This window comes from Tateyamaria sp. LSS28, assembly GCF_059611725.1.
Genome location: NZ_JCAPFI010000001.1, coordinates 627,037 through 652,207, shown reverse-complemented (window position 1 = coordinate 652,207; position 25,171 = coordinate 627,037). Strand labels below are relative to the sequence as shown.

The 25,171-nt window shown below is 60.4% G+C and carries 23 protein-coding genes; 20 read left to right on the top strand and 3 right to left on the bottom strand.

The window, feature by feature from the left end; translation table 11 throughout:
* Nucleotides 1-196: 196 nt before the first annotated feature.
* Nucleotides 197-691 carry a L,D-transpeptidase family protein gene (locus AC53L6_RS03280; RefSeq protein WP_496906788.1) on the bottom strand — a complete coding sequence of 165 codons (495 nt, stop codon included), beginning with the start codon at nt 689-691 and terminating at the stop codon, nt 197-199.
* Nucleotides 688-1,776 (bottom strand): GTP cyclohydrolase II, encoded by a 1,089-nt coding sequence (gene ribA, locus AC53L6_RS03275; RefSeq protein WP_496906787.1) that lies wholly within the window; start codon nt 1,774-1,776, stop codon nt 688-690. Before ribA ends, AC53L6_RS03280 begins: the two co-directional genes overlap by 4 nt.
* Before the next feature lie 162 nt (nt 1,777-1,938).
* On the opposite strand from ribA, the gene AC53L6_RS03270 reads away from it, so the two are divergent.
* The 19 genes from AC53L6_RS03270 to AC53L6_RS03180 all read left to right on the top strand — a co-directional run bounded on the left by AC53L6_RS03270 (nt 1,939) and on the right by AC53L6_RS03180 (nt 22,275).
* Nucleotides 1,939-2,625, top strand: a complete 687-nt coding sequence (locus AC53L6_RS03270; protein ID WP_299202856.1) for a response regulator transcription factor — start codon at nt 1,939-1,941, stop codon at nt 2,623-2,625.
* A 383-nt stretch (nt 2,626-3,008) separates the two neighbouring features.
* The gene (locus AC53L6_RS03265) at nt 3,009-4,580 is read left to right on the top strand and encodes an acyl CoA:acetate/3-ketoacid CoA transferase (protein ID WP_496906786.1); all 1,572 of its coding nucleotides are present in this window, start codon (nt 3,009-3,011) and stop codon (nt 4,578-4,580) included.
* Nucleotides 4,577-5,344, top strand: a complete 768-nt coding sequence (locus AC53L6_RS03260) for an enoyl-CoA hydratase/isomerase family protein (protein ID WP_496906785.1) — start codon at nt 4,577-4,579, stop codon at nt 5,342-5,344. Before AC53L6_RS03265 ends, AC53L6_RS03260 begins: the two co-directional genes overlap by 4 nt.
* Entirely contained in the window at nt 5,334-6,869 is a 1,536-nt protein-coding gene (locus AC53L6_RS03255; RefSeq protein WP_496906784.1) for an aldehyde dehydrogenase family protein, read from the top strand. The genes AC53L6_RS03260 and AC53L6_RS03255 overlap by 11 nt, the downstream gene beginning before the upstream one ends.
* A 36-nt stretch (nt 6,870-6,905) precedes the next feature.
* The gene (locus tag AC53L6_RS03250; protein ID WP_496906783.1) at nt 6,906-8,165 is read left to right on the top strand and encodes an ABC transporter substrate-binding protein; all 1,260 of its coding nucleotides are present in this window, start codon (nt 6,906-6,908) and stop codon (nt 8,163-8,165) included.
* Nucleotides 8,166-8,256: 91 nt separating this feature from the next.
* On the top strand, nt 8,257-9,150 hold the full coding sequence (locus AC53L6_RS03245; RefSeq protein WP_189367462.1) for a carbohydrate ABC transporter permease: 894 nt from the start codon (nt 8,257-8,259) through the stop codon (nt 9,148-9,150).
* Nucleotides 9,150-10,031 carry a carbohydrate ABC transporter permease gene (locus tag AC53L6_RS03240; protein ID WP_496906990.1) on the top strand — a complete coding sequence of 294 codons (882 nt, stop codon included), beginning with the start codon at nt 9,150-9,152 and terminating at the stop codon, nt 10,029-10,031. Before AC53L6_RS03245 ends, AC53L6_RS03240 begins: the two co-directional genes overlap by 1 nt.
* A gap of 5 nt (nt 10,032-10,036) precedes the next feature.
* On the top strand, nt 10,037-11,149 hold the full coding sequence (locus AC53L6_RS03235; RefSeq protein ID WP_496906782.1) for an ABC transporter ATP-binding protein: 1,113 nt from the start codon (nt 10,037-10,039) through the stop codon (nt 11,147-11,149).
* Nucleotides 11,149-12,642, top strand: coding sequence for an FAD-dependent oxidoreductase (locus AC53L6_RS03230; protein WP_496906781.1), 1,494 nt, complete (start codon nt 11,149-11,151; stop codon nt 12,640-12,642). Before AC53L6_RS03235 ends, AC53L6_RS03230 begins: the two co-directional genes overlap by 1 nt.
* On the top strand, nt 12,639-14,234 hold the full coding sequence (locus AC53L6_RS03225) for a GMC family oxidoreductase (RefSeq protein ID WP_496906780.1): 1,596 nt from the start codon (nt 12,639-12,641) through the stop codon (nt 14,232-14,234). Before AC53L6_RS03230 ends, AC53L6_RS03225 begins: the two co-directional genes overlap by 4 nt.
* On the top strand, nt 14,231-14,539 hold the full coding sequence (locus AC53L6_RS03220; RefSeq protein ID WP_496906779.1) for a Dabb family protein: 309 nt from the start codon (nt 14,231-14,233) through the stop codon (nt 14,537-14,539). Before AC53L6_RS03225 ends, AC53L6_RS03220 begins: the two co-directional genes overlap by 4 nt.
* A gap of 36 nt (nt 14,540-14,575) precedes the next feature.
* Nucleotides 14,576-15,580, top strand: coding sequence for a LacI family DNA-binding transcriptional regulator (locus tag AC53L6_RS03215; RefSeq protein ID WP_496906778.1), 1,005 nt, complete (start codon nt 14,576-14,578; stop codon nt 15,578-15,580).
* Between the two features lie 91 nt (nt 15,581-15,671).
* The gene (locus AC53L6_RS03210; protein ID WP_496906777.1) at nt 15,672-16,838 is read left to right on the top strand and encodes a Gfo/Idh/MocA family protein; all 1,167 of its coding nucleotides are present in this window, start codon (nt 15,672-15,674) and stop codon (nt 16,836-16,838) included.
* A 19-nt stretch (nt 16,839-16,857) separates the two neighbouring features.
* The gene (locus AC53L6_RS03205) at nt 16,858-18,948 is read left to right on the top strand and encodes an FAD-binding protein (RefSeq protein WP_496906776.1); all 2,091 of its coding nucleotides are present in this window, start codon (nt 16,858-16,860) and stop codon (nt 18,946-18,948) included.
* A gap of 271 nt (nt 18,949-19,219) precedes the next feature.
* On the top strand, nt 19,220-20,008 hold the full coding sequence (locus AC53L6_RS03200; RefSeq protein WP_299600434.1) for an exodeoxyribonuclease III: 789 nt from the start codon (nt 19,220-19,222) through the stop codon (nt 20,006-20,008).
* Between the two features lie 32 nt (nt 20,009-20,040).
* Nucleotides 20,041-20,481 carry a GNAT family N-acetyltransferase gene (locus AC53L6_RS03195; protein WP_496906775.1) on the top strand — a complete coding sequence of 147 codons (441 nt, stop codon included), beginning with the start codon at nt 20,041-20,043 and terminating at the stop codon, nt 20,479-20,481.
* Nucleotides 20,482-20,515: 34 nt separating this feature from the next.
* Nucleotides 20,516-21,433, top strand: coding sequence for a thioredoxin family protein (locus AC53L6_RS03190; protein WP_299600430.1), 918 nt, complete (start codon nt 20,516-20,518; stop codon nt 21,431-21,433).
* Between the two features lie 27 nt (nt 21,434-21,460).
* Complete coding sequence (locus tag AC53L6_RS03185; RefSeq protein ID WP_299202804.1) at nt 21,461-22,102, top strand: LON peptidase substrate-binding domain-containing protein; 642 nt, start codon at nt 21,461-21,463, stop codon at nt 22,100-22,102.
* Nucleotides 22,099-22,275, top strand: coding sequence for a Trm112 family protein (locus AC53L6_RS03180; protein WP_299202801.1), 177 nt, complete (start codon nt 22,099-22,101; stop codon nt 22,273-22,275). Before AC53L6_RS03185 ends, AC53L6_RS03180 begins: the two co-directional genes overlap by 4 nt.
* A gap of 146 nt (nt 22,276-22,421) precedes the next feature.
* Here AC53L6_RS03180 and AC53L6_RS03175 read toward each other — a convergent pair whose 3' ends face one another.
* The gene (locus AC53L6_RS03175; RefSeq protein ID WP_496906774.1) at nt 22,422-23,648 is read right to left on the bottom strand and encodes an FAD-dependent monooxygenase; all 1,227 of its coding nucleotides are present in this window, start codon (nt 23,646-23,648) and stop codon (nt 22,422-22,424) included.
* Nucleotides 23,649-23,732: 84 nt separating this feature from the next.
* On the opposite strand from AC53L6_RS03175, the gene AC53L6_RS03170 reads away from it, so the two are divergent.
* The gene (locus tag AC53L6_RS03170) at nt 23,733-25,061 is read left to right on the top strand and encodes an amidase (RefSeq protein ID WP_496906989.1); all 1,329 of its coding nucleotides are present in this window, start codon (nt 23,733-23,735) and stop codon (nt 25,059-25,061) included.
* Nucleotides 25,062-25,171: the final 110 nt, after the last annotated feature.

Genomic DNA, 25,171 nt, shown 5'->3' with positions numbered 1-25,171 from the left:
GGGATCGTGACGACTGAATTGCGGCATTGGAATGCGCCCGCAAATGGGCTGCTGAAAATGATGATCCGGCCTATCCGCGCGGGCGGTTTGGTGCGATCCACGCCAATGTGCTTGCGGGGCTGGATGAGTTGATCGCGGCGATCCCACCAAAATCTGAATTGCGTGCGCAACGTCGCTCAGCAGGCTTGCCTAACCGCTAGAGGACAATCAGCCGGGTTTCATAACCGATCCGAAGGGCGATCCATCGCAGATCGTCTGGCCGCAGTCCGATACACCCTTCGGTCGGATAGCCGGGCCTGCGCCAACGGTGGATAAATATGGCTGACCCGCGCCCCGGCACTGCATGGGGCCAGTTCCAGTCTGTCAGGATCACCAGGTCGTAAAGCGGATCGGCGCGGCGCAGGACTTCATGGCTCGGTGCATAGGGCGCGTGCACCATGTGGTTGTAGTCAGCGTCGTTGGTATCATCAGACCACAGGTCACCGGGGCGTATCGGCACTGCCCAATCTGTCGGAGCGGCCATGCGATCCGGGCGATACAGCATTCCGACAATCCTGTGGCAGCCTCGCGGCGTGGCTCCATCTCCCTCACGCTTTGCATCGCTGATGCCGCCCTTGCCAATCGTGCAGGGAAACCATCGTCCGGCAAAGCGCATCCCGCGCGGCGTCACCACCAAATCCTGTGGTGTCACAACAAATGCCCGGACTTTGCCGCCTTGGTCGCAAGATAGTCCCGGTTGAACCGGTTTTCACCGACCTTTAGCGGCACACGCTCAGCCACAGTAATGCCGCTCGCTTCCATCATCTTCACTTTCGCCGGGTTATTGGTCAGCAATCGCACTGCCGTGAATCCCATGGACTTCAGAATATCTGACCCAAGCCGAAAATCCCGCTCGTCATCCTCGAACCCCAGGCGGTGATTTGCGTCTACAGTGTCAAAGCCCTGATCCTGTAGCGCATACGCGCGCATCTTGTTGGCCAGGCCAATCCCGCGGCCCTCCTGGTTCATATACAGCAAAACACCTGCCCCCTCGGCCCCCATCTGGGCCAAGGCGCCGCGCAGCTGCGGCCCGCAATCGCACTTTAAACTGCCCATCACATCGCCGGTAAAACAGGCCGAATGCAAACGGGCCAGAACAGGCTGGCTGCGGTCTGGCCGACCAATCTCGAACGCATAGTGCTCTTCGCCCCCATCGTCGGGTCGGAAGACATGCAAACGCCCGGCTTCGGATGCTTCGACCGGCAATCGGGCCTGCACCACCGGATGCAAAAGGCTTGAGCCGCCCAACAGGGGTGCTGCCAATGCCAGCGGCACGGCGGTCAGGCCATGTGTGGCCGCAAAACCTAACCCGTCTGTAATCTCAACGCACAGCGCGGCTGGCAATAACTGAGCTGATTTGCATAACTGTAACGCCGCACGATGCGGAGCCGCATCCCCGTCGCGGACTGAACGCAAGGGCCCTTTCATCGGTGTCGCCAAGTCGTCAGCCGGATCTGCCAAAGACTTCAGCCACCCCAAGGCCGCAGCTTCAGGCACAGCGATCCGGGCCACATCACCATCGTAAACGCGGGCCTTCAAAGTGTCTGCCCGCCAGCCTGTCAGGGCTAGCTCGGGTGCTGCGCCAAGGGCTCGCAGCCCAACCAACCGTGCCTCGGTCAACGTCTCGACTGCCACGGCCAACATATGGGTGTCACCCAGGACCACAATTGGCACACCCATCCGCAGATCGGCCCGTGCCCGCGCCAGCGTCTCGACGATATCCGGGCCCAGCCCCATGTAACAAATCCTCTCCTACACCCCGCCCGACATAAGCAAATCGCACGAGAATTGAAACATTTGCCGGTTCACCGACACATGGGCGTGAAACAAAAGGCCCATAACTTGCTGAAACAGCGAAGGCAGCGCATTTATCATTCAACTTCAAGGGAGACGAGGCCCATGGCGCAACTTAAAAAAATTCTGCTGGTCGACGACGATGAGGATCTGCGCGAGGCGCTCAGCGAACAGCTGATCATGACCGAAGATTTCGACGTGTTCGAAGCGGGTAACGGTCAGGACGCGTTGGTTAAAGCCAAGGAAGCGATCTACGACCTCGTGATCCTTGATGTCGGCCTGCCCGACACCGACGGTCGCGAACTGTGCCGGGTCATGCGCAAGCAGGGGGTCAAGTCGCCCATTCTGATGCTTACCGGCCACGATACTGATGCGGACACGATCCTTGGCCTTGATGCAGGTGCCAACGACTATGTCAGCAAGCCCTTCAAATTTCCCGTCCTTTTGGCCCGCATCCGCGCCCAGCTGCGCCAGCACGAACAGTCTGAAGACGCCGTGTTCACCCTTGGGCCGTACACGTTCAAGCCGTCCGTGAAGATGCTGATCACCGAGGATGACCGCAAAATCCGCCTGACGGAGAAAGAAACGAACATCCTTAAGTTCCTCTACCGTTCGACCGAGGGCGTGGTAGCACGCGATGTGCTGCTGCACGAGGTTTGGGGATACAACGCAGGCGTCACGACCCACACGCTCGAGACGCATATCTACCGTCTACGCCAGAAAATTGAACCAGATCCGTCCAATGCCCGCCTTCTTGTGACCGAATCTGGTGGGTATCGTCTGATTGCCTGAGATTGATTTGGGTCAAGGCAGACATGTTTGCCATGGCCCAGATTGAAGGCACGAAAGCCCGCACATGCCGGGGCCGCCGCGCGGCAAAGCATGTACCTCCCTGTTGGACTTGCCCGGGCCTGAGTGCCCGGGTTTTTTTATTGCGGTTCGGTTCTGTGGTCGGCGACGCGAAATCTCCGGCCGAATCGGTCACGGCACTGGTGATCGTGTCCTTCATCCTGGATGAAGCGCGACGCACAGCCGTTAACCCAGTAAACCCGGAGTTCGTCCCGTAAATTGAACACCTTGCCGGGTATGAGATTACGCCTTGCAAGAATTGGAACGTTCCAGTAATGATTAATGGAACGTTCCAAAAGCGATGAGCTTGGCGTGGGGAGGATACTATGAAGAAGGTCGTTCCAGCTGCCGAAGCCGCGCGTCAGATTCCGGATGGGGCCGTGCTGTCCGTATCTTCTTCTTCGACGTTGGGGTGTCCGGATGCGACGCTCAAGGCAATTGGCGAACGGTTCACAACCGAAGGGCACCCACGCAACATCACTTCACTGCATCCGATTGCGGCCGGGGATGTGTATGGCGTCAAAGGCATGGATCATCTTGCCAAAGACGGTTTGCTTGCCCGCGTATTGGCCGGGTCCTATCCGTCCGGTCCATCCAGTGTCGAAATGCCAGAGATCTGGAAGATGATCGTCGAGGATCGCGTTGCCGCCTACAATGTTCCGTCCGGCATCATGTTCGACATGCATCGTGAGGCGGCGGCGCATCGTCCCGGTGTCTTGACCAAAGTGGGGCTTGAAACCTTCGTGGACCCAAATCTTCAGGGTTGTGCGATGAACGACAAGGGCGCCGCAGCGCCCATCGTCAACCGCGTGGCGTTCAACGGTGAAACCTGGCTGCATTTCCCGAATGTCATACCGAATGTGGCCATCATTCGGGCCACCACGGCGGATGAGCGCGGCAATCTTACCTACGAACACGAAGGCGCTTATCTGGGCGGCCTGGAGCAGGCGATTTGCGTGCGTAACAACGGTGGCGTGGTCATTGCGCAGGTCAAACGCGTAACCGCCAATGGCAGCCTTCGGCCCCATGATGTGCGGGTTCCCGGCCATCTCGTGGACTACGTCGTTGTCGATGCGGATCAAAAGCAAACAACCGAAACCGCCTATGACCCCGCCATTTCCGGAGAGATCATGCGGCCCTGGGACAGCTTCTCGCTGGCGGACCATGGCATTGAAAAAGTGATCGCTCGCCGCGCCGCAATGGAACTGCGTCGTGGGATGACCGCCAATCTTGGCTTCGGCATCAGCGCGATGGTGCCCCGGGTTCTGCTTGAAGAAGGGCACCCAGATGCCGTGACCTGGGCCATTGAGCAAGGCGCTGTCGGCGGTGTGCCATTGACCGGATTTGCCTTTGGATGCGCGTCAAACGCGGATGCGTTCGTGCCCTCGCCGCAGCAATTCATCTACTTTCAGGGCGCCGGTTTTGACATGTCGTTCCTATCATTTCTTGAGGTCGACGTTGAAGGGAACGTCAACGTCTCGAAGCTTGGCAAGAAACCATATTTGACGGCGGGATGCGGTGGATTTGTGGACATCACCGCCCGGGCCAAGAACATCGTATTCTCGGGGTGGTTTGAGGCAGGGGCAAAGGTCAACCTGCTTGATGACAAGATCGACATCGCGGCACCCGGCAAGTTCACCAAGATGGTGGACGAGGTGGAGCATGTGACGTTCTCGGGAAAGCGCGCGCGCGAGCAGGGGCAGAACGTGCTTTATGTCACCGAACGCTGCGTAATCGCACTGACCGGCAACGGGCTGGTCGCAACCGAAATCATGCCGGGTGTGGACCCGGCAGAGCATATCGTCGGACCGTCGCAAGGCCGCGTGCAAGTGGCGGAAAATGCCAAGATCATGCCGAAGGCGCTGCTTGCCGACGCTCCAATGGGCCTCGCACTATGACCGAGGTTGTCTGCACATATCATCAGGACACGGCCGTTCTGACGCTGTCCAATGAAGCGAAGCTAAACGCCTTCACAACAGCCATGCTCAGGTCGCTAGAGGCGCATCTGATCGACATTGAACACCGCCCCGACATTCGGGCTGTCATTGTGACCGGTGCGGGCCCCAAGGCGTTTTGCTGTGGTGCAGACATTGCTGAGTGGGGTGGACTTGGCCCGGCCGAGTTTGCGCGCCATTGGGTCCGAGACGGTCATCGGATCTTTGATATGCTGGCACGGCTGTCCAAGCCGACGATCGGAGCCATCAATGGCCATGCGTTTGGTGGTGGACTGGAACTGGCCGCCTGCTGTGATGTGCGCGTGATTTCTACTCAGGCGACGCTTGGACTTCCCGAAGGCAAGGTCGGCATTGTGCCGGGTTGGTCCGGCACACAGCGCCTTGTGCGGCTTCTGTCGGAGCCGGTTGTAAAAGAAATGGCGATATTCGGGCGGCGCATCACTGCCGAACGCGCGCACATGCTCGGGTTTGCGTCGGATGTGACCGACGACGCGCTGACCACTGCAAAAGACATGGCCGCATCCCTGAGTGCCCTGTCGCCACGCGCAAATGAGTTGACCAAGGCAATGATTCACGGTGCCGTCGGCGAAGATCGGGGCGCCGCGATTGAGGTGCTCGGCAGTGCGGCAGCTGCCGCCAGCGCCGACCGTGATGAAGGCGTGCAGGCTTTCCTTGAAAAGCGCACAGCTAGTTTCGATGGATCTTGAGACGATGAATGACCTGACGATCAACACGGCGATTGACTACGCACTGCCTTCTGCCTTTGCCGGGCGTCATCTGATTGAGGGCAAATGGGTCGAAGGCACCGAGACATTCGACCGTGTATCGCCGTCGCACGGTACGGTTGTCAGTGTATTGGCCAAGGGCGACGCGGCGGTTACAGAGCAAGCCATCCTGGCCGCGCGGCGTGCCTATGATGCGGGGGTTTGGAGCCGCATCTCGGGCAAGGAACGTGCGACCGTTCTGCTTCGGGTCGCGGACTTGATCGAGGCCAAAGTTGAACGCATCGCGTTGCAAGAGACATTGGAAAGTGGCAAGCCAATCTCCCAGGCGCGTGGCGAAGTGGGCGGTGCGGCAGACCTATGGCGCTACGCCGCATCCCTTGCGCGGACCACGCATGGCGACAGTCACAACACGCTTGGCGATAACATGCTGGGCGTTGTCGTCAAAGAACCAGTTGGCGTGGTGTCCATCATCACGCCATGGAATTTCCCGTTCTGGATCCTGTCCCAGAAACTCCCTTTCGCTTTGGCCGCTGGCTGCACGGTGGTGGTCAAACCGTCCGAGATGACGCCGTCTTCGACCGTAATGATGGGTGAACTACTGGTGGAGGCGGGGTTGCCTGCGGGCGTCTGCAACATCGTTCTGGGCTACGGTGAGCCGGTCGGAAGCCTGATGTCGACCCACCCCGACGTGGACATGGTGACGTTTACCGGCTCAACTGCTGTGGGCAAGCTGATTACGCAAAGCGCGTCTGGAACACTGAAGAAAGTCGCGCTGGAACTGGGTGGCAAGAACCCGCAGGTGATCTTTCCCGACGCCGATCTGGAAAGCGCCGCTGACGCTGTGACCTTCGGCGTCTATTTCAATGTCGGACAATGCTGCAATTCGTCCAGTCGCATCATCGTGCACGAGGATATCGCGGATGCGTTTGTGGCCCGCGTGGTTGCGCTGTCCAAACAGGTGAAGTTTGGCGACCCGCTTGATCCGTCCACGCAAGTCGGTGCCATCGTTACGCCCGAACACAACGCCAAGATTGACGGATATGTGCAAGCCGCCATTGCCGCCGGTGCCAAGCTGGAACTGGGCGGGGGTGCTCTGTCCGTCGATGGGCTTGGCCGACAATTCTATCAGCCGACGATCATCAGCGGCGTGACACCTGACATGGCGATTGCGCGGGAAGAGGTCTTTGGCCCGGTTCTGTCGGTCTTGACGTTCCGCACACTGGGCGAGGCCATCGCGCTGACGAATGACAGCAACTATGGCCTCTCTGCTGGAGTCTGGAGCGAAAACGTCCATACCTGTCTGGAGTTTGCACGCCGCGCCGAAGCGGGTACGGTTTGGACCAACACCTGGATGGACGGATACCCAGAACTGGCCTTTGGCGGCATGAAGCAATCGGGGCAGGGACGCGAGATTGGCCGCTATGGCTTTGATGAATTTCTCGAGGTGAAATCAATGGTCATGCGCATCGGACGCAGCCGGGCACCTTGGGTCGAGACGTGCGCATAGCGCGCGTCACTGCAAACGCAAAATGGGAGGAAACCAATGCGTTCTTTTTTGAAGACCAAAACAGCAATCGCGCTGGCGCTGACGGTCAGCGCCGGTGCTGCTCATGCAGATGGACACGGCGGTGTCGAGGTGTTGCACTGGTGGACATCGGGCGGTGAGGCCGCAGCGCTGAACGTTCTGAAGGATGACCTGGAAGGTCAGGGTGTCGGCTGGACCGACATGCCGGTTGCAGGCGGCGGCGGCGAACAGGCGATGACTGTTCTGCGCGCACGCGTCACTGCTGGCAATGCACCGACAGCCGTTCAGGGCCTTGGCTTTGACATTCTCGACTGGGCAAACCAGGGCGCTCTGGCGAACCTCAATGATGTTGCCGCGGCAGAAGGGTGGGACGACGTGATCCCGGCCGCCCTGCAGCAATTCGCCAAAGTGGATGGCAAGTGGGTTTCTGCCCCGGTGAACGTGCATTCGACCAACTGGGTCTGGGCCAACAAGGCTGTGCTTGATGCCAATGGCATCGCGGTGCCAACCACATGGGAAGAGTTCACCGCCGCACTGGATACGCTCAAGGCAGCCGGTGTCACGCCGGTCGCGCACGGTGGGCAGGCCTGGCAAGAAGCCACTGTCTTTGACGCTGTGGCGATGTCGGTGCTTGGACCGGATGGCTACAAGGCCGCGTTCATCGACCTTGACGACAGCGTTCTGGGTGGTGACGGCATGAAAGAGGCGTTCGATCGCATGGCCGTGATCCGCGAAAACGTGGACGAGAATTTCTCGGGCCGTGACTGGAACCTCGCAACTGCCATGGTCATCAATGGCGAAGCCGGTTTCCAGATGATGGGCGACTGGGCCAAGGGCGAGTTTCTGAACGCGGGCAAGGTGCCGGGTCAGGACTTCCTGTGCTTCCGCTTCCCCGGCACGTCTGATCAGGTCACGTTCAACGCGGACCAGTTCATGATGTTCGACCAAGGCGGTGCCGTTTCCCCGGAACAGGCCAAGCTCGCCACGGCGATCCTGTCGCCCTCGTTCCAATCCGCCTTCAACGTGGTGAAAGGGTCGGTTCCCGCACGCACCGACGTGTCGAACGAGGCGTTTGACGATTGCGGCAAGAAAGGCATGGCCGATCTGGCTGCCGCCGCATCTTCGGGTAACCTCTTTGGTTCCATGGCCCACGGCCATGCCAACCCTGCGTCGGTGAAGAACGCGATCTACGACGTGGTCACGGCGCATTTCAACGGCGAGTACGACAGCGAAACCGCTATTGTGGAACTTGTCGACGCGGTGTCGATCGCCAAGTGATCCTCCCTTGGTGGGGCGGTGGCACAGTGCCGTCGCCCCGTCACTTTGGATGCAAAACAAACCAATGACTTCTGGGTGAGGAGGGCGCGTCATGGCACAGGCTGCCAACGCGGATTTCAAGACACGGCTACAGACATGGTTGCCCAAGCTGGTGCTTTCACCATCGCTGGCCATGGTCCTGATCTTTGTCTACGGGTTCATCGCGTTCTCGGTCTATCTGTCCTTTACCGACAGTCGGCTTCTGCCGTCCTTCGGTTGGGTCGGATGGGAGAATTACTCCAAGCTCTGGCGCCTCAGCCATTGGGAAACGTCGATCACCAACATGGGCATCTTTGCCCTGCTCTATATCGGGATCTGTACGGTCCTTGGGCTTAGCCTTGCGATCTTCCTCGATCAGAAAATCCGGGCCGAAGGGTTCATTCGAACCGTGTACCTCTATCCGATGGCGCTTAGCTTCATTGTGACAGGCACGGCGTGGAAATGGTTTCTCGATCCCGGCATCGGGCTTGAGAATGTCATGCAAAGCTGGGGTTGGACCAGCTTTGAGTTCGATTGGATCAAGAACCGGGATTTCGCCATCTACACCGTGGTTCTTGCGGCAGTCTGGCAGACAAGCGGGTTTGTCATGGCCATGTTCCTTGCGGGTCTGCGCGGGATCGACAACGAAATCCTCAAGGCGGCGCAGATGGATGGCGCCTCGAATTGGAACCTCTATCGCCGGATCATCATTCCACAGTTGCGGCCCGCGTTCCTGTCGGCCTTCGTGATCCTCAGCCACCTCGCCATCAAGACGTTTGACCTTGTCATCGCTCTAACCGGCGGTGGCCCCGGGCGGGCAACCGAATTGCCCGCGACCTTCATGTATTCCTACACGTTCTCGCGGAACCAGATGGGGATCGGTGCGGCCTCGGCCACGATCATGCTGATGACCATTGCGGCCATCATGATCCCATACCTCTACGCCGAATTGCGGGAGAAGAAATGATGGCGCACGCAACCCAAGATACCGCCATCCGCACAGGGCGCGCCGTGCGCATGCTGATCTACCTCGTGCTGGTCCTGTTTGCGCTGTTCTACATGCTGCCGCTCTACGTGATGCTGGTGAATTCGGTGAAGCCGCTGGAAGAAATCACAGGCGGCGGCATGATGAACCTGCCGCAGCTCTGGACGCTGGAACCGTGGGCCAAGGCGTGGTCCTCGGCGCAGATCGGGGTCGAGCCGACAGGCCTGTCCCCGTATTTCTGGAACTCAATCAAGATGGTCGTGCCTGCTGTCGCCATCTCGACCATCCTGGGCGCCCTCAATGGCTATGTTCTGACCAAATGGCGGTTTCGTGGGGACACGATCCTGTTCGGCCTCATGCTCTTTGCCTGCTTTATCCCGTTCCAGATCGTTCTGATCCCCATGGCGCGGATGCTGGGCCTGATGGGGTTGGCCGGAACAACATGGGGTCTTGTGCTGGTCCACGTGGTCTACGGGATCGGGTTCACGACGCTCTACTTCCGCAACTACTACGCCGTCTTCCCGACCGAACTGGTGCGCGCGGCACAGATCGACGGGGCGGGGTTTTTCCAGATTTTCTGGCGTATTCTTCTGCCCTCGTCAGGCCCCATCGCGGTGGTGTCGATCATCTGGCAGTTCACCAATATCTGGAACGACTTCCTCTTCGGCGCCTCCTTTGCGGGCGCTGACAGCCAGCCCATGACGGTTGCGCTTAACAATCTGGTGCAGGCCAGCCACGGGGTGAAGGAATACAACGTTCACTTCGCCGGTGCGATCCTGGCCGCGCTTCCCACTCTCCTCGTCTACATCGTCGCGGGCCGCTATTTCGTGCGCGGTCTGATGGCTGGCTCCGTCAAAGGATAAGACCCATGGGCTTTCTCGATATCGACAACACAACCAAGTCCTATGGCGCGGTCGAAGTTCTGCACAACGTGGACATCTCGATCGAAGAGGGCGAGTTTCTTGTCCTCGTCGGCCCGTCGGGCTGTGGGAAATCCACGCTTCTGAACATGATTGCCGGTCTGGAAGAGATCAGCAGCGGTGAAATCCGGATCAAGGATCGGGTGATGAACGGGGTCCACCCGTCCAAGCGCAACATCGCAATGGTGTTCCAGTCCTACGCGCTCTACCCGAACATGACGGTTGGACAGAACATCACCTTCGGGCTGGAAATGCACGGCACGCCCAAGCCCGAGCGCGAGAAGGCGATGAAGGAGGTGGCCAACCTCTTGCAGATCGAACAACTGCTTGATCGCAAACCCGGTGCACTGTCCGGTGGGCAGCGGCAACGGGTTGCCATGGGCCGCGCACTGGTGCGCGATCCGGATGTGTTTCTGTTTGACGAGCCGCTGTCCAACCTCGATGCGAAACTGCGCGTCGACATGCGGACAGAGATCAAGAAGCTCCACCAGAAGCTTGGCACAACCATCGTCTATGTGACCCATGACCAGATCGAGGCGATGACGCTTTCGACGCGCATTGCCGTGATGAACGGCGGCTATGTCCAGCAACTTGGTACGCCGCAGGATATCTACGACACGCCCGCGAACATCTTTGTGGCGACCTTCATGGGGTCACCGGCGATGAACGTCGTACCGGCACGGGTCGCGGTCGAAAACGGCAAGCCCATGGCGCGCGTTGCGTTGCACGACGGGACCGAAACCGCCCTGCCATTCAGCCAGGACAACATGGCGGACTGGGACGGGAAAGACATCCTTCTGGGCATCCGGCCCGAAACGATCACGGACGAAGACGCGGCAGACCGCAAATCCTCGAACATCGCGCATATGACCAATCGGATCGTTGTGACGGAACCCGCAGGCTCCGACACTTTCGTGACGATGACCATGGGTGGCAAGGACGTGATCGCGCGGATGCGCTCTGATGCCGAGGTACATCCGGGCGCGGATTTCACCTTTGCCGTGAACATGGAAAAAGCGGTCGCCTTTGATCCCGCGACCGAGGCGCGCATCGCACCTTAATGCAGCCCGACGTTATCATAATCGGCTCGGGCATGGGCGGCGCGACACTGGCTGCGGTGCTTGCTCCCACGGGCCGCCGCATCCTGATCCTTGAACGGGGGGACCACCTGCGCCCGTCGCCACGGGACCGTGACGCGCAGGCGATTTTCGGGGACGGTGTCTTTCGCCCGGACGAGGTTTGGCTGGATGGCAAAGACCAGCCCTTCAACCCCGGCAACTACTACAATGTCGGGGGCAATTCGAAATTCTACGGTGCCGTGCTGATCCGATACCGGGCCGAGGATTTTGGTGTTGTGCATCACGCAGGCGGCGCAACACCCGGTTGGCCGATCAGCTATGACGAGCTTGAACCCGACTACCAGGCGGCGGAACAGCTCTATGCTGTGCGGGGGGCCTTGGGCGATGACCCGACAGAGCCGCCCCATTCCGGGACCTACCCGCACACACCGGTGCCGGATGAGGACGACGTCGCCGATCTGCGCGCCCGGTTGAAACGGGTTGGATTGACGCCCAGCCATCTCCCGCTTGGCGTCGACATCGACCGCTGGCTGGCGGCGGGGCAGACCACATGGGATGCCTATCCCGACACTTGTGGCGGCAAGATGGACGCGGAAACCTGCGGTCTCTCTACCGCACTGGCACATGACAACGTCCAGATCCGCACCGGATGCCGTGCAACGGCCCTGATCGCGGACCCGGACGGTCAAGTGACAGGTGTCACCTGCGAGGTGGATGGAGGCACCGAAACGCTGACAGCACCGATCATCGTGCTGGCTGCTGGTGCGGTGCAGACGGCGGCACTGCTGCTTGCATCGGCCAATGACAACTGCCCGACGGGCCTTGCCAACCGCTCGGATCAGGTCGGGCGAAACTTCATGAACCACAATTGCAGCGCCGTGCTGGCCCTGCATCCGTTCCGGCGGAACCGGGCGGTGTACCAGAAAACGCTGATGGTGAATGACTACTACCTGGACAGTGACGGCGACGGTCCTCTTGGCAACATCCAGTTGCTTGGTAAAATCACCGGCCCCATCCTTGCGGCCAATGCACGCCTGCCGCGCTGGCTGGCCCACCAGATCGCCGCGCGCAGTTTCGATTTCTACGCCATGTCAGAGGACCTGCCGAACCCGGACAGCCGGGTGACGCTCAAGAACGGGAAGATCAAGCTTGATTGGCAACGGTCGAACTGGGCCGGGCACGAACTTTTGGTGAAAAAGCTCACGGCCAAACTGAAACAGGCAGGGTTTCCCATCGTGATGTCGCGGCCCTTCGACCGCCGCACCCCATCACACCAGTGTGGCACGGCACGCATGGGGGCCGACCCGGCGGCAAACGTCGTGGACACGTTCTGCCGCAGCCATGACCACAAGAACCTGTTTATCGTCGATGCCTCGGTTCTGCCGACATCCGCGGCGGTGAACCCCGCATTGACCATCGCGGCGCTCGCCCACCGGGCCGGGCGGCACATTGCCCAGACGGAGTTTGCGGCATGACGGCCAAGGGCTATGATTTCATTGTCATCGGGGGCGGATCGGCGGGGTCGGTGATTGCAGCGCGGCTGACAGAACACCCAGACGCGCGTGTTTTGCTGCTCGAAGCTGGTGGCAGCGACCGCCACCCGTTTTTCCACCTGCCCGCAGGCTTCGCCAAGATGACCAAGGGCATCGGATCATGGGGGTGGTCGACCACGCCGCAGCGCTCCATGCAGGACAAGGTCTTCAACTATACCCAGGCCAAGGTCATCGGCGGCGGTTCGGCGATCAATGCGCAAATCTACACGCGCGGTGCGGCTCAGGACTATGACGAGTGGCGGCAAATGGGATGCGAGGGGTGGAGCTATGAAGACGTTCTGCCCTACTTCAAAAAATCCGAGGACAACGACACTTACAATGGGGAGTATCACGGCCAGGGCGGCCCACTGGGCGTCTCCATGCCAGCCGCACCGCTGCCAATCTGTGACGCGTTCATCGAGGCCGCAGAACAACTGGGCATTCCCAAGACCACCGACGTAAACGGGGCCAAGCAGGACGGGGCAGGCTACTATCAGCTGACACAGCGCAATGCGCGCCGATCCTCGGCTGCGATGGCGTTTCTGACCCCAGCCAAGTCACGGCCCAATTTGACCGTTCAGATGCAGGCGCAGGTCCGACGTATCACCGTCGAAAACGGGCGCGCCACAGGGGTCGAGATGGCAGACGGCACCAAGGTCGCAGCAGATCGCGAAGTTATCCTGTCCTCCGGCGCCATCGGATCACCCCGCCTCTTGCAGCTCTCGGGTATCGGTCCGGCGGATCACCTGCACGGGCTTGGCATCAACGTTGTGCTGGACCAGCCGGGGGTCGGCGCGAACCTTCAGGATCACCTTGATCTCTATGCGATTTGCGAGGTGACCGGTCCACATACCTATGACCGCTTTGCCAAGCTGCACCTGAGCGCGCTGGCCGGGCTGCAATATCTGTTCACGCGCAAGGGGCCGGTTGCCTCCAGCCTCTTTGAAACCGGCGGTTTCTGGTATGCGGATGAAAACGCACGCTCGCCCGATATCCAGATGCATCTCGGGCTTGGTACGGGGATCGAGGCCGGGGTCGAAGCCATGCCAAACGGCGGTGTGACCCTCAACGCATGCCACTTACGCCCGCGCTCTCGCGGCAGCGTCAGGCTGCAAAGCGACAATCCCGCCGATATGCCCCTGATCGACCCGAACTATCTGTCAGACCCCTATGATCGGGAAATGTCGATCCGGGGCCTGAAGCTGGTACAGAACATTCTGGCGCAGGACGCTCTGAAACCTTTCATCATGGCCGAACGTTTGCCGGGGCGAGATGTGCAGACGGATGAGGACTACTTCAACTTTATCTGCGTGCATTCCAAAACATCACACCACTGCGCGGGCACCTGCCGCATGGGCAATGATGCCGATGCCGTGCTGGACCCACGCCTGCGGTTCAATGGGATCGAAGGGCTGCGTGTGGCCGATGCCTCGGTCATGCCTACGGTCAACTCCTCCAACACCAACGCTCCATCCATCATGATCGGTGAAAAGGCCGCTGACATGATCAAGCAAGATCAGGGACTCATGCAATGATCCGTCACATCGTAATCACCAAGTTCAAGCCGGACACGTCCGAAGACAAGATTGCCGGTATCTATGCGGGCCTGTCTGCACTGGCGGACAAATTGCCCGGCGCACAAAACTTCACCGGCGGCCGGTCAGAAAGCCCCGAACAGATCGAACGCGGCTACATGCATGGCTTCGTGATTGATTTCGATGGCTGGGATGCGCTGCAAACCTATGCCGACAATGACGAACACAAGGCACTTGGCGGGCAACTTGTTGAAAATGCCGTGGGCGGGATCGACGGCATCCTTGTGCTCGACCTCGATGTTTGAGACCAGAAAAGGCCGATAGCAAAGGAAAGCCTGCAGATGGGTCAAAGACCAACCATACTGGATGTTGCCAAACGGGCGGGCGTGTCGAAATCGACCGTCAGCCTAGTCTTGCAAGGCAACAAGACGGTCAAGGAATCGACCCGGCAGGCGGTGCGGCAGGCGATGGCCGACATCGGCTATGTCTACAATCGCTCGGCCGCAACGTTGCGCTCGTCCTCGTCCGGCCTGATCGGTCTTGTGATCAACGACCTGCGCAACCCGTTCTTTACCGAATTCGCGGCCCTGTTTCAGATGGAACTGGCCAAGAACGGGTTTGCGACCGTGCTTGCCAACTCGGACGAAGACCCGGACCTGCAGACGCGCATGATCTCTTCGCTGGTCGAACATGGCGTGTCCGGCTTCATTGTCTCACCTAGCTATGGCGCTGAACAGGACGCCCTCGCCGTCCTCGAAGCATCCAACACGCCCACGCTACAGGTGTTCCGGGCGCTCGATGCCAGTGATCGCAAGTTTCCTTTCGTCGCACCGGACTATGAACGGGGCGGACGCCTCGCGACCGAGCATTTGCTCGAGATGGGATGCAAGCGCATCGCGTTTCTGGGCGGGTTGGATGGCCGCCCTGTCACCGAAGAACGGATGAGCGGCTACCTCGCGGTCTTGTCCGAGGCCGGGATCGAACCGATTGTCCTGACCGGGCAGGCGACGCGATCCTTTGGCAAATCCATGGCCGCCGACCTGCAAGCCAATCACCCGGATGTCGATGGCGTGCTATGTTTCAACGACCTTGTCGCCCTCGGCGTGCTTGCAGCCTGTCCCGAGCTTGGCGTGCGCGTCGGCACCGACCTGCGGGTCGTGGGCTTTGACGATATCGAAGATTGCCGCGACAGCTATCCGTCCCTGACCTCGGTCAGCTGCAACATCCCTGACTTTGCAAAATCAACGGCTGCGCAAATCCTCGGGTGGATCAAGGACGGCAAACGCCCTGCGCTGACCGCCCGCAGCCCGGTCCAACTGATCAAGAGGGCCTCTAGCGGACCCTGATTGCAACGCGCCCGACAGTGGGTGGCCCCGAAACACGCTGCGCCAAAACGATGGAACGTTCCAAGCGCCAGCAACACAGAAGGAAAAGCACATGACGGAAGTAAAAGTCGCAGTTCTGGGCGCGTCGGGCTGGATGGGCAAGGTTCACACCATGGCCTACCAGACCTTTCCGCATTTCTTCGGAGACGGTGGTGGCACAGCTCGCGTCACAGCCCTGGTCGAGGCCAACCCCGATGCGGCCAAGGATTTGGCCTTTCGTGCCCCGGGGGCCAAGATCCTGACCAGTTGGCAAGAGGCGGTGAACGATCCCGACATCGACCTGATCGACATCTGCTTGCCGGACAACCTGCACTATGACGTGGCCAAGGCGGCCCTTCTGGCCGGCAAGCACGTCTATTGTGAAAAGCCTCTGGCCGACACCGCCAAAGAGGCGCGCGAGCTTGCGGACATAGCCCGCGAAAAGGGCCTGATCACGCGCGTCGGCCACTCCTTTCCCCGCAACCCGATCCATGACCGCGCCAAAGACATTATCGAGGCGGGTGAAATTGGCGAGGTCAAGCTGTTCAAAGGCTGCCAACACGTGGATATCTATGCCGACCCGCTCGCCCCTTACATGTGGCGCGCCAATGGCGACCTCGCCCCCACAGGCATCATCGGCGACACCGGCAGCCACGTGTTCAGCTTTATGGATTTTCTGATTGGGCGCGTATCATCGCTGATCGCCGACAGCTACATTACCGCCCCGAAACGGCCCAAGATCGAAGGGGTGGACTTTGGTGGCGCAGCCCCGGAGATCACGGATCAGACCGAGTGGGGCGATGTCACCAACCCTGATGGCACAAACCTGCTCTGTACCTTTGAGAACGGCGCAAAAGGCATCATTGACTTCAGTCGCGTCGCCACGGGCCGCAAATTCACGCAAACATATGAAATCTACGGCACAAAGGGCAGCCTCGCTTACACGTTCGACGAGGTCAATCGCCTGCGGTTCTATTCCAACGATGACCCCACCGGACGGCGGGGTTTCCGTGAGATCGACGTGGGCCCGGAACACCCGACCTATGGCGCGTTCCTGCCGCTCCCAAACTTCGCGCTGGGCTATAACGAGGGCAAGATCATCGAAGTGGCCGAGCTCATCCGATCCATTGTCTCGAACCAACCCATGTGGCCAACCTTCGAGACGGGCCACCACATCTGCCAGATCGTAGACGCCTGCATGGACTCCGCGCGTCTGAAACGATGGGTCGACATCGACTAACCCCAAAGGACCCGGATGAATGAGCCTTTCTGTTCCCCAGCACATTCTTGATGCGCTCACGGACGTGGTCATGCCGCGTTTGCCGGCAGAACCCGCGCCGGACCGGCACGTAACAGCCTCGGGCTACGAAATCCCCGTGTTTCCCTGTGGCGCCGTCGTGATCGGCAGCGGCGCGGCAGGCCTGCGTGCGGCGGTCGAGATGAAGCGCCGCAACGTGGATGTCACGGTCATCAGCCAAAGCGCATGGGGCGGAACGTCGGCCTGTTCCGGGTCGGACAAGCAAACGTTGCACACCGCCAACACCAAGGACCAGGGCGACAATTTCCAGGCCATGGCCGCCGCCATCCGCGCAGGCGGCGCGATGGACGAAGACACGGCATATATCGAAGCCGTCGGCTCGATCCGGGCCATGGCGTCACTGCAATATCTCGGTCTGCCGCTGCCGCAGGACGATCTTGGTGGCACGCTCCGGTATCAGACCGACCATGACGAGGTCGGGCGCGCCACCTCCTGCGGTCCGCGCACCTCACGGCTCATGGTCAAGGTGCTGGCCGAAGAGGCGATCCGCCTTGGCGTCCCACTGTTCAACCACACCACCGCCTTGAAGGTGCTGACCGACGGGCAGGGGGATCAGACGCAAGTCACGGGTGTGCTGACGATCCGGCCCAAGGCACGCACGGATACCAACCCGCTTGGTCTCGCGCTGTTCCAATGCGCGGCGCTTATCCTTGCAGCAGGTGGTCCGGGTGAGCTCTATCGCGACAGCGTGTTCCCCAACGGGTGTTTTGGCACGCTTGGGCTCGCACTTGAAACCGGGCTGGAACTGGTCAACATCACGGAAAGCCAGTTTGGCATCGGCACCCGCCGTGAAGGTTTTCCGTGGAACCTGTCCGGCACCTACGTGCAGGTGATCCCGCATATCTATTCCGTGGATGATACGGGGGCCGAGCACCACTTTCTCGCCGACTACTATCGCACCACGCAGGAAATGGCCTCGAACATTTTCCGCAAGGGCTATCAATGGCCCTTCCACGCCAGTCGGATGCTGGATTTCCAGTCCAGCCTCGTGGACCTCGCGATCTTCACCGAAGGCCAGAAAGGGCGGCGGGTCTTTATGGACTTCAACCGCAACCCGCTGCCCGTGCCGGGGGATCAGGGCTTTGATCTCGAACGGCTGGACGACGACGTGCGTACGTATCTTTCAAGTGCCGGTGCCGCGCACGACCTGCCCATCGACCGGCTGCGCCACATGAACCCGCTCGCGATTGAGCTCTACAAACGCTACAAGGTCGACATCACCTCTGACCCGTTGGAATTTGCGGTCAACAATCAGCACATGAACGGTGGTATCGCCGTCGATACATGGGGGCGGACCAACATCGCAGGTATTTATGCGGTGGGCGAAGCGTCAGGTACGCACGGGGCGACCCGGCCCGGCGGCTCGGCTTTGAATGCCGGTCAGGTGTTTGGCACCCGCGTGGCCGAACATGTGGCCGCCAGCGGCAAAGCCCATGCGCCCTCAGATACTAAGCCGCACATCGACCGCGCCATCACTGAAATAAAGGCCGTCCTCAAAACGGACAGTCCGCACACGATCAAGGACATTCGCAGCGACATACAGGCCCGGATGAGCGATCACGCAGGTATTCTCTGCACCGCCAAAGACGTGACATCGGCGCGTTCAGAGGCGCGGCAATTGAACGATGCCATCCGCCAGAACGGTATCGCCTATACGCGCGAAAACGAAATTGGCCGCGCCCTGCAATGGCAGCAAATGGCGCTCGCGTCCGAGGCGGTGCTGTCCGCGCTTGATCACTACATCTCGAACGGCGGGGGCAGCCGCGGTGCACGGGCCATCTGCGATCCGGCAGGCGCCGCCTTGCCCATGGCGCGAACGGGGCCGCTGTCGCATGTAAGGTTTCGCCCCGAGCGTGACGCGGATATGCGCGAACAAATCCTCGTGCGGCTCGACGGCACAGACATCGTGATCTCGACCCGGCCCAACCGCGCTTTTAACGCCAATGCGAAATCCTTTTTCGAACGAGATTGGCCTGCCTGGCTCACTGGCGGCATCTACGATCTGCCTGCCGAGAATGATCAAACGCCCTAAAGTCGGTACGATCACACGCAGCCAGTGCCGCGCCTGACCCGCGAAGCCGCCTGCCTTCGTGGGTCAGTCTGTCTCCGCGCCGGTTAAAATGGACATAATCCACCGTCCGCACACCCAACCTGCTGACACGTCGTGACAATAACGGAACCATTGAAATCCCGTGAACAGACCGAAGGGCTTGTCCCCACGGGGACAAAACGCATTTTCCGGGTGGAGACTGCGGTTTCCGGCGTCTAGTCTGGCCTCCAAACCCGGATTTCTGGAGCCGCCCATGTCCTTCACCCTCGCCACCTGGAACATCAATTCGGTCCGCCTGCGCGAACCCATCGTGCTCAAGCTGCTCAAGGAAGAAGGCCCAGATGTGCTGTGCCTGCAAGAGTGCAAAAGCCCGGTCGACAAGATCCCCCGTGAAGGGTTCGAAGCGCTCGGCTATACCCACATGGTTGCGCGGGGCGACAAGGGCTACAACGGCGTCGCGATCCTGTCGAAAATCCCCATGGTCGAATCCAGCGCGCAGGATTTCGCAGGCCTTGGCCACGCCCGCCACATTGCGGGACAGCTCGAAAATGGCGTGACCGTCCACAACTTCTATGTCCCCGCGGGGGGCGACGTGCCTGACCGCGAGAAGAACGAGAAATTCGGTCAGAAACTCGACTATCTCACCGATATGCGCGACTGGTTCCACGGCGACAAACCGCAGAAATCCATCCTCGTCGGCGATCTCAACATCGCCCCGCGCGAGGATGATGTGTGGTCCCACAAGCAACTCCTGAAGGTCGTCAGCCACACACCCATCGAGGTCGAGCACCTTGCCGAAACGCAGGATGCCGGTGGCTGGGTTGACGTCACACGTGCCGACATCCCCGAGGGGCAGCTTTATTCCTGGTGGTCCTATCGCGCCAAGGATTGGGATGCCGCCGACAAGGGCCGCCGCCTTGATCATGTCTGGGCCACGCCCGACATCTCGAACGCCGCGCATTCCAGCCGCATCATGCGTGACGCCCGCGGCTGGGAAAAACCCAGCGACCACGCCCCGGTCTTTGCGAGCTTCGACCTTTGATCAGGCCCGCACGCCTTGATGAACTGGATGCATTGACCACCTTGATGCACCGGTCAAAGGCCCATTGGGGCTATGACGAGGACTTCATGAAGGCCGCCCGCGCCGTTCTGGTTTTGACTCCGCGAGATATTGAGAGCGACGAACTGCGTGTGTTCGACAACAACGGTCCGCAGGGTCTGTGCAAGTTGGTGGTCCGTGAGAATCGCGCGGACCTCGACAAGCTGTTTGTTGATCCTGAAGCGATGGGACAGGGTGTCGGGCGTGCTCTTGTATCTTGGGCCATTGACCAGGCACGTGCGCAGGGGGCCACACAGATGCAGATCGAAGCGGACCCGGATGCTGTGCCGTTCTATGAACGCATGGGCGCGCGTGTGATCGGGGGCGTTCCGTCCGAGGCCATCGTCGGTCGCACCCTGCCACTCATGCAGATTGACCTTAGTGGCTTGGCACCGGACGCCTGCGGGTCCATATAAAGCGCGACCCGCCGCGCCAAGAAGGAATGACAAAATGATGGATTTGGGATTGTCCGCAGGCCCCGATGACGCCGACCTGATCAAGGATGGCTCCGAAGCGAGCTTCATGCAGGACGTGGTCGAGGCCAGTCAGACCGTGCCGGTGATCGTGGACTTCTGGGCGCCATGGTGTGGCCCGTGCAAGACGCTTGGGCCGCTGCTCGAGGATGCGGTCAAGGCCGCCAAGGGCGCCGTCAAGATGGTCAAGATCAACGTAGACGAGGCACAGATGATCGCGGGCCAGCTGCGCATCCAGTCGATCCCGACTGTTTATGCCTTTTGGCAGGGCCAGCCAGTGGATGGATTCCAAGGCGCTGTTCCGGGTTCGGAAATCACGGAGTTCGTGGATCGGGTGATCAAGGCGGCCGGCGGTGAAGCGCCCGGGGACAGCCTGAACGATGCCGTTGAAGCCGCCGAAGAAATGCTGACCGAAGGTGCTGCCGTGGACGCGGCCCAGACCTTTGCCGCGATCCTGGAAGAGGACCCCAACCATGCAGGCGCTTACGGTGGATTGGTCCGAGCGCATATCGCGATGGAAGATTTGGATCAGGCCGAGGCGATCCTGAACGGGGCACCTGCCGAAATCTCTGACAGTGCCGAAGTGGAAGCGGCCCATGCCCAATTGCAATTGGCCCGTCAGGCCGAGGATGCGGGGCCGGTCGCCGAGCTGCGCGCCGCAGTTGAGGCGGATGAGGGCAACTCGGAGGCCCGGTTCGAACTGGCGCAAGCGCTGCACGCCAGCGGAGATGCAGAGGCAGCGGTCAATGAGCTGCTCGAAATATTCCGCAGGGATCGCGAGTGGAACGACGGCGCTGCCAAGGAACAGCTCTTCACCATCTTCGATGCTCTCAAGCCAAACGACCCGATTGTTCTGAATGGACGTCGTCGTTTGAGCTCAATGATATTTGCCTGATGCGATTCACGGGCTAGCTGACATTGCATGATAAAAGTGGCTGACCTTCCCGGCGTAATCCCGGTCTTTCCATTGCCGGGGGCGCTGCTGTTGCCGCGCTCTCGTTTGCCTCTGCACATCTTCGAACCGCGCTATCTGCAAATGCTTGATGACGCTCTGAAAACGCCGCACCGTTTGATCGGTATGGTGCAGCCCAACGAGGTGGAAGGGCGCAAAGGCAATGGGCTGCAAACGATTGGCTGCGCGGGCCGGGTCACGCAATTTTCCGAGACCGAGGACAACCGCTACCTGATCACCCTGAGTGGCATCTCGCGCTTTCGAGTGCAGAATGAGGTGGATGGGTTCACGCCGTATCGTCGATGCGAAGTGTCATGGTCCGGTTTTGATCGTGATCAGGGCCGCTGCGAGGAAGATCCCAGTTTTGACCGGCCCACGTTTTTGGACCTTCTGGGTCGCTATTTTGCGGCGCAATCCTTGTCGGCAGATTGGGAAACGTTGAAGGACGCAGATGACGAATTGCTGATCAATTCCTTGTCGATGATGCTGGACTTCGACCCCGAGGACAAACAGGCCTTGCTCGAGGCGCCGTCCCTCAGTACCCGTCGCGAAACCTTGATCACTTTGATCGAGTTTGCGTTGCGTGGCGGTGAAGGCGAAATGATGCAATGAGTACGGATGTTGATCGCCGGATGCTGGAGGCACTGATCTGCCCGCTCACCCATGTGACATTGCGCTATGATGCCGAAAAACAGGAACTGATCTCGGACGCGGCGCAGCTGGCCTATCCGATCCGCAACGGCATTCCTGTCATGTTGGAAGACGAAGCGCGCAAGTTGGATTGACGCGCGGGGCGGACGACACGTCCGCCTTACGATTGCCAGGTAAGGCGCAGCTTGCTGCGACCCTGCTGCGATGCCCCCGAAATGCTGTTTTCAAACTGTAAGGCGCACGTGCCGTGCGCCCGGCGGAGGGCACCTCCGCCTTACGATCAGAGGGGTTGGCCCTGCATCAGGCGGGGCAGGTCTCCGGTCAGCCCGGCGGCTTCCCGAATGAAACTACGGCGCAGACCGGGCAGTGCATTCACGACGCCCATCCCGATATCGCGCAGTCCACGCACCATCGTGTTGTCGTTTGAGAACAAACGGTTGAATCCATCCGTGGCAAGGGCAAGCGTCGTGTTGTCAAAGCGCCGCCACTCTTCGTATCGGCGTAGTACTGCAATGCTGCCGGGGTCTTCACCTCGGCGCACCGCGTCGGTGATCACTTGCGCCAGTGCAGCAATGTCGCGCATGCCCGCGTTCAGCCCTTGCCCTGCGATTGGGTGTACGCCGTGTGCTGCGTCAGCAATCAGCGCCAGCCTGTCGTCCGCCAGCCTATGTGCCAAGGACAGCGACAGCGGATAGGTATAGCGTTGGCCCGACAGGCTGATCTCACCCAGAAAGTCGCCGAAGCGGGGGCGCAGCATGGTCAGGTAATCGACATCCGGCAGGGCGTTGAACGCTGCCGCCGTTTCGTCCGTTTCGCTCCAGACGATCGAGCTTACATTGCCTGGTAGCGGCAGGATAGCGAGCGGCCCCGGGGGCATGAAGAACTGGTGTGCGATCCCGTGATGCGGTTTTTCATGGGCGATTGCGCAGACCAGCGCCGTTTGGCCATACCCCCAGCCGGTGCGTTTGATCCCCGCCCGTTCGGCAGTGCCGCTGCCACGCCCGTCGGCGCCGATCAAAACGCGGCCTGTCAGCACCTTGCCCGATGCCAGCGTGACCGTAGCCGCGCCGGGGTCGATATGCTGTGCCGTCACTGTTTCGCCCGACAGGTGCGTGATGCCGTCCGTGGCCGCCATAGCCTCCAGAAGTGCGCGCCGGATGTGCCGGTCCTGTACCATGTAGCCCATCGGGCCTTCCTCGATCTCGGCATGATCGAAATGCATGAAGAAGGGCGATGGTCCTTCGCCCGCGCGGCCGTCCGTGACCTTGATTTCAAGGATCGGTTGGCTGTTGTCCGCGATAGCGTCCCAGACGCCGACTCCATCCAGCAGCCGTTGCGAGGTCAGCGCCACGGCGTAGCTGCGCCCGTCAAAGGCTGCGTTTTTGCGGACCTTTTCCGTCAGTGCGTCGATCACGGTCACGCGTTGCCCGGTTTGTGCAAGGGCGAGGGCGAGAATGGGGCCGGACAGCCCGCCGCCGACGATCAGGATATCGCTGTCATGCGTCATGTCGCGCAATATGGACGGGTGCTTGGGATTGTCCATGCGTTGTCACGTCGCTACCGTCCGACAAAACCGGATGGAGGGCAGGACATGCAGGCGTGGTTGGACAAGAGTGCAGCGGATCTGGGCCGCGCCATCGGTGCGGGCGAGGTGGACCCGGTCAACCTGACCCAAGCCTTTCTTGAACGGATCAAGGCACATGCGTTGTCAGACCGCATTTTCGCCCGACTGACCGAAGACCGTGCGATGGCCGAGGCGCAGGCCGCGTCTGTCCGCGCCAAGGCTGGTGCGCGTTTGTCCTTGCTGGACGGTGTGCCGATTAGTTGGAAAGACTTGTTTGATACGGCGGGTGACGGAACCGAGGCTGGATCGAAGCTGTTGGCGGGCCGTGTGCCGGACCGAGATGCCGTTGTTTTGCAGAATGCGACGGCGATGGGGTTGGTGTGTCTGGGCAAGACGCATCTGAGCGAGTTGGCCTTTTCCGGTCTTGGTTACAATCCGTCCACCGCGACGCCCCCATGTGTGAACGATGCCGATGCTGTGCCGGGTGGCTCGTCCTCGGGCGCTGCGGCGTCGGTTGCATTTGGTCTGGCGCCTGCGGCCATTGGATCTGACACGGGCGGGTCGGTGCGTATTCCTGCGGCTTGGAATGATCTGGTGGGGCTGAAGACGACACATGGGCGGTTGTCCTTGGAAGGCTGTGTGCCTCTTTCGCTGAAGTTTGACACGGTGGGACCATTGACCCGGACGGTTGAGGATGCAGCGCTGTTGATGGCGGCGCTGGAGGGGCGTGGTTCGGTGGATTTGCGGGGTGCGTCGTTGCAGGGGCGTCGGTTTGCGCTGCTGAAAACCGTTGTTTTGGATGACATTCGGGATGCGCCCAAGGCTGCGTTTGACGGTGCTGTCGAGAAGTTGCGTGCGGCTGGGGCAGAGGTTGAGCCGCTGGAAGTGCCGGAGTTGGAAGAGGCCATGGCGCAGGCTGGGCCTTTGATGCCCGGCGAGGTGTACGGGTTATGGCGCGATGTGATCGAGGCACAGCCGGAGGCGATGTATTCCGAGATTCTGGAGCGGTTCCGTTTGGGCAAGGAATTCAGCGCGCCGGATTACAACGCGGCTTGGGCCAAACTGGATGCAGTTCGGCAGGCTTGGGACGTGGCCGTTGCGTCTTATGACGCCGTGTTGGCCCCAACGGCGCCGATCCTGCCGCCGAATCTGGAACGGCTGAACAGCGACAGTGACTACTACAAGACCGAGAACCTGCTGGCCCTGCGCAACACGCGGGTGGGCAACTTGATGGGCATTTGTGCCCTGACCTTGCCGACGGGTGTGCCGAGCTGTGGCCTGATGATGATGGGTGTGCAGGACGGCGAAGAGGCGTTGTTGCGGTTGGGGGTTGCGGCAGAGGCGGCTTTGGGCTGATCCAAAGGCCGCCTTGCGGCGACACCATATTTTGTTGGGGGTTTCACCCCCGGCCTTTGGCCTCCCCCATGGTATTTTCGGTCAGAAGAAGGGGCTGATTGGCGGATTTG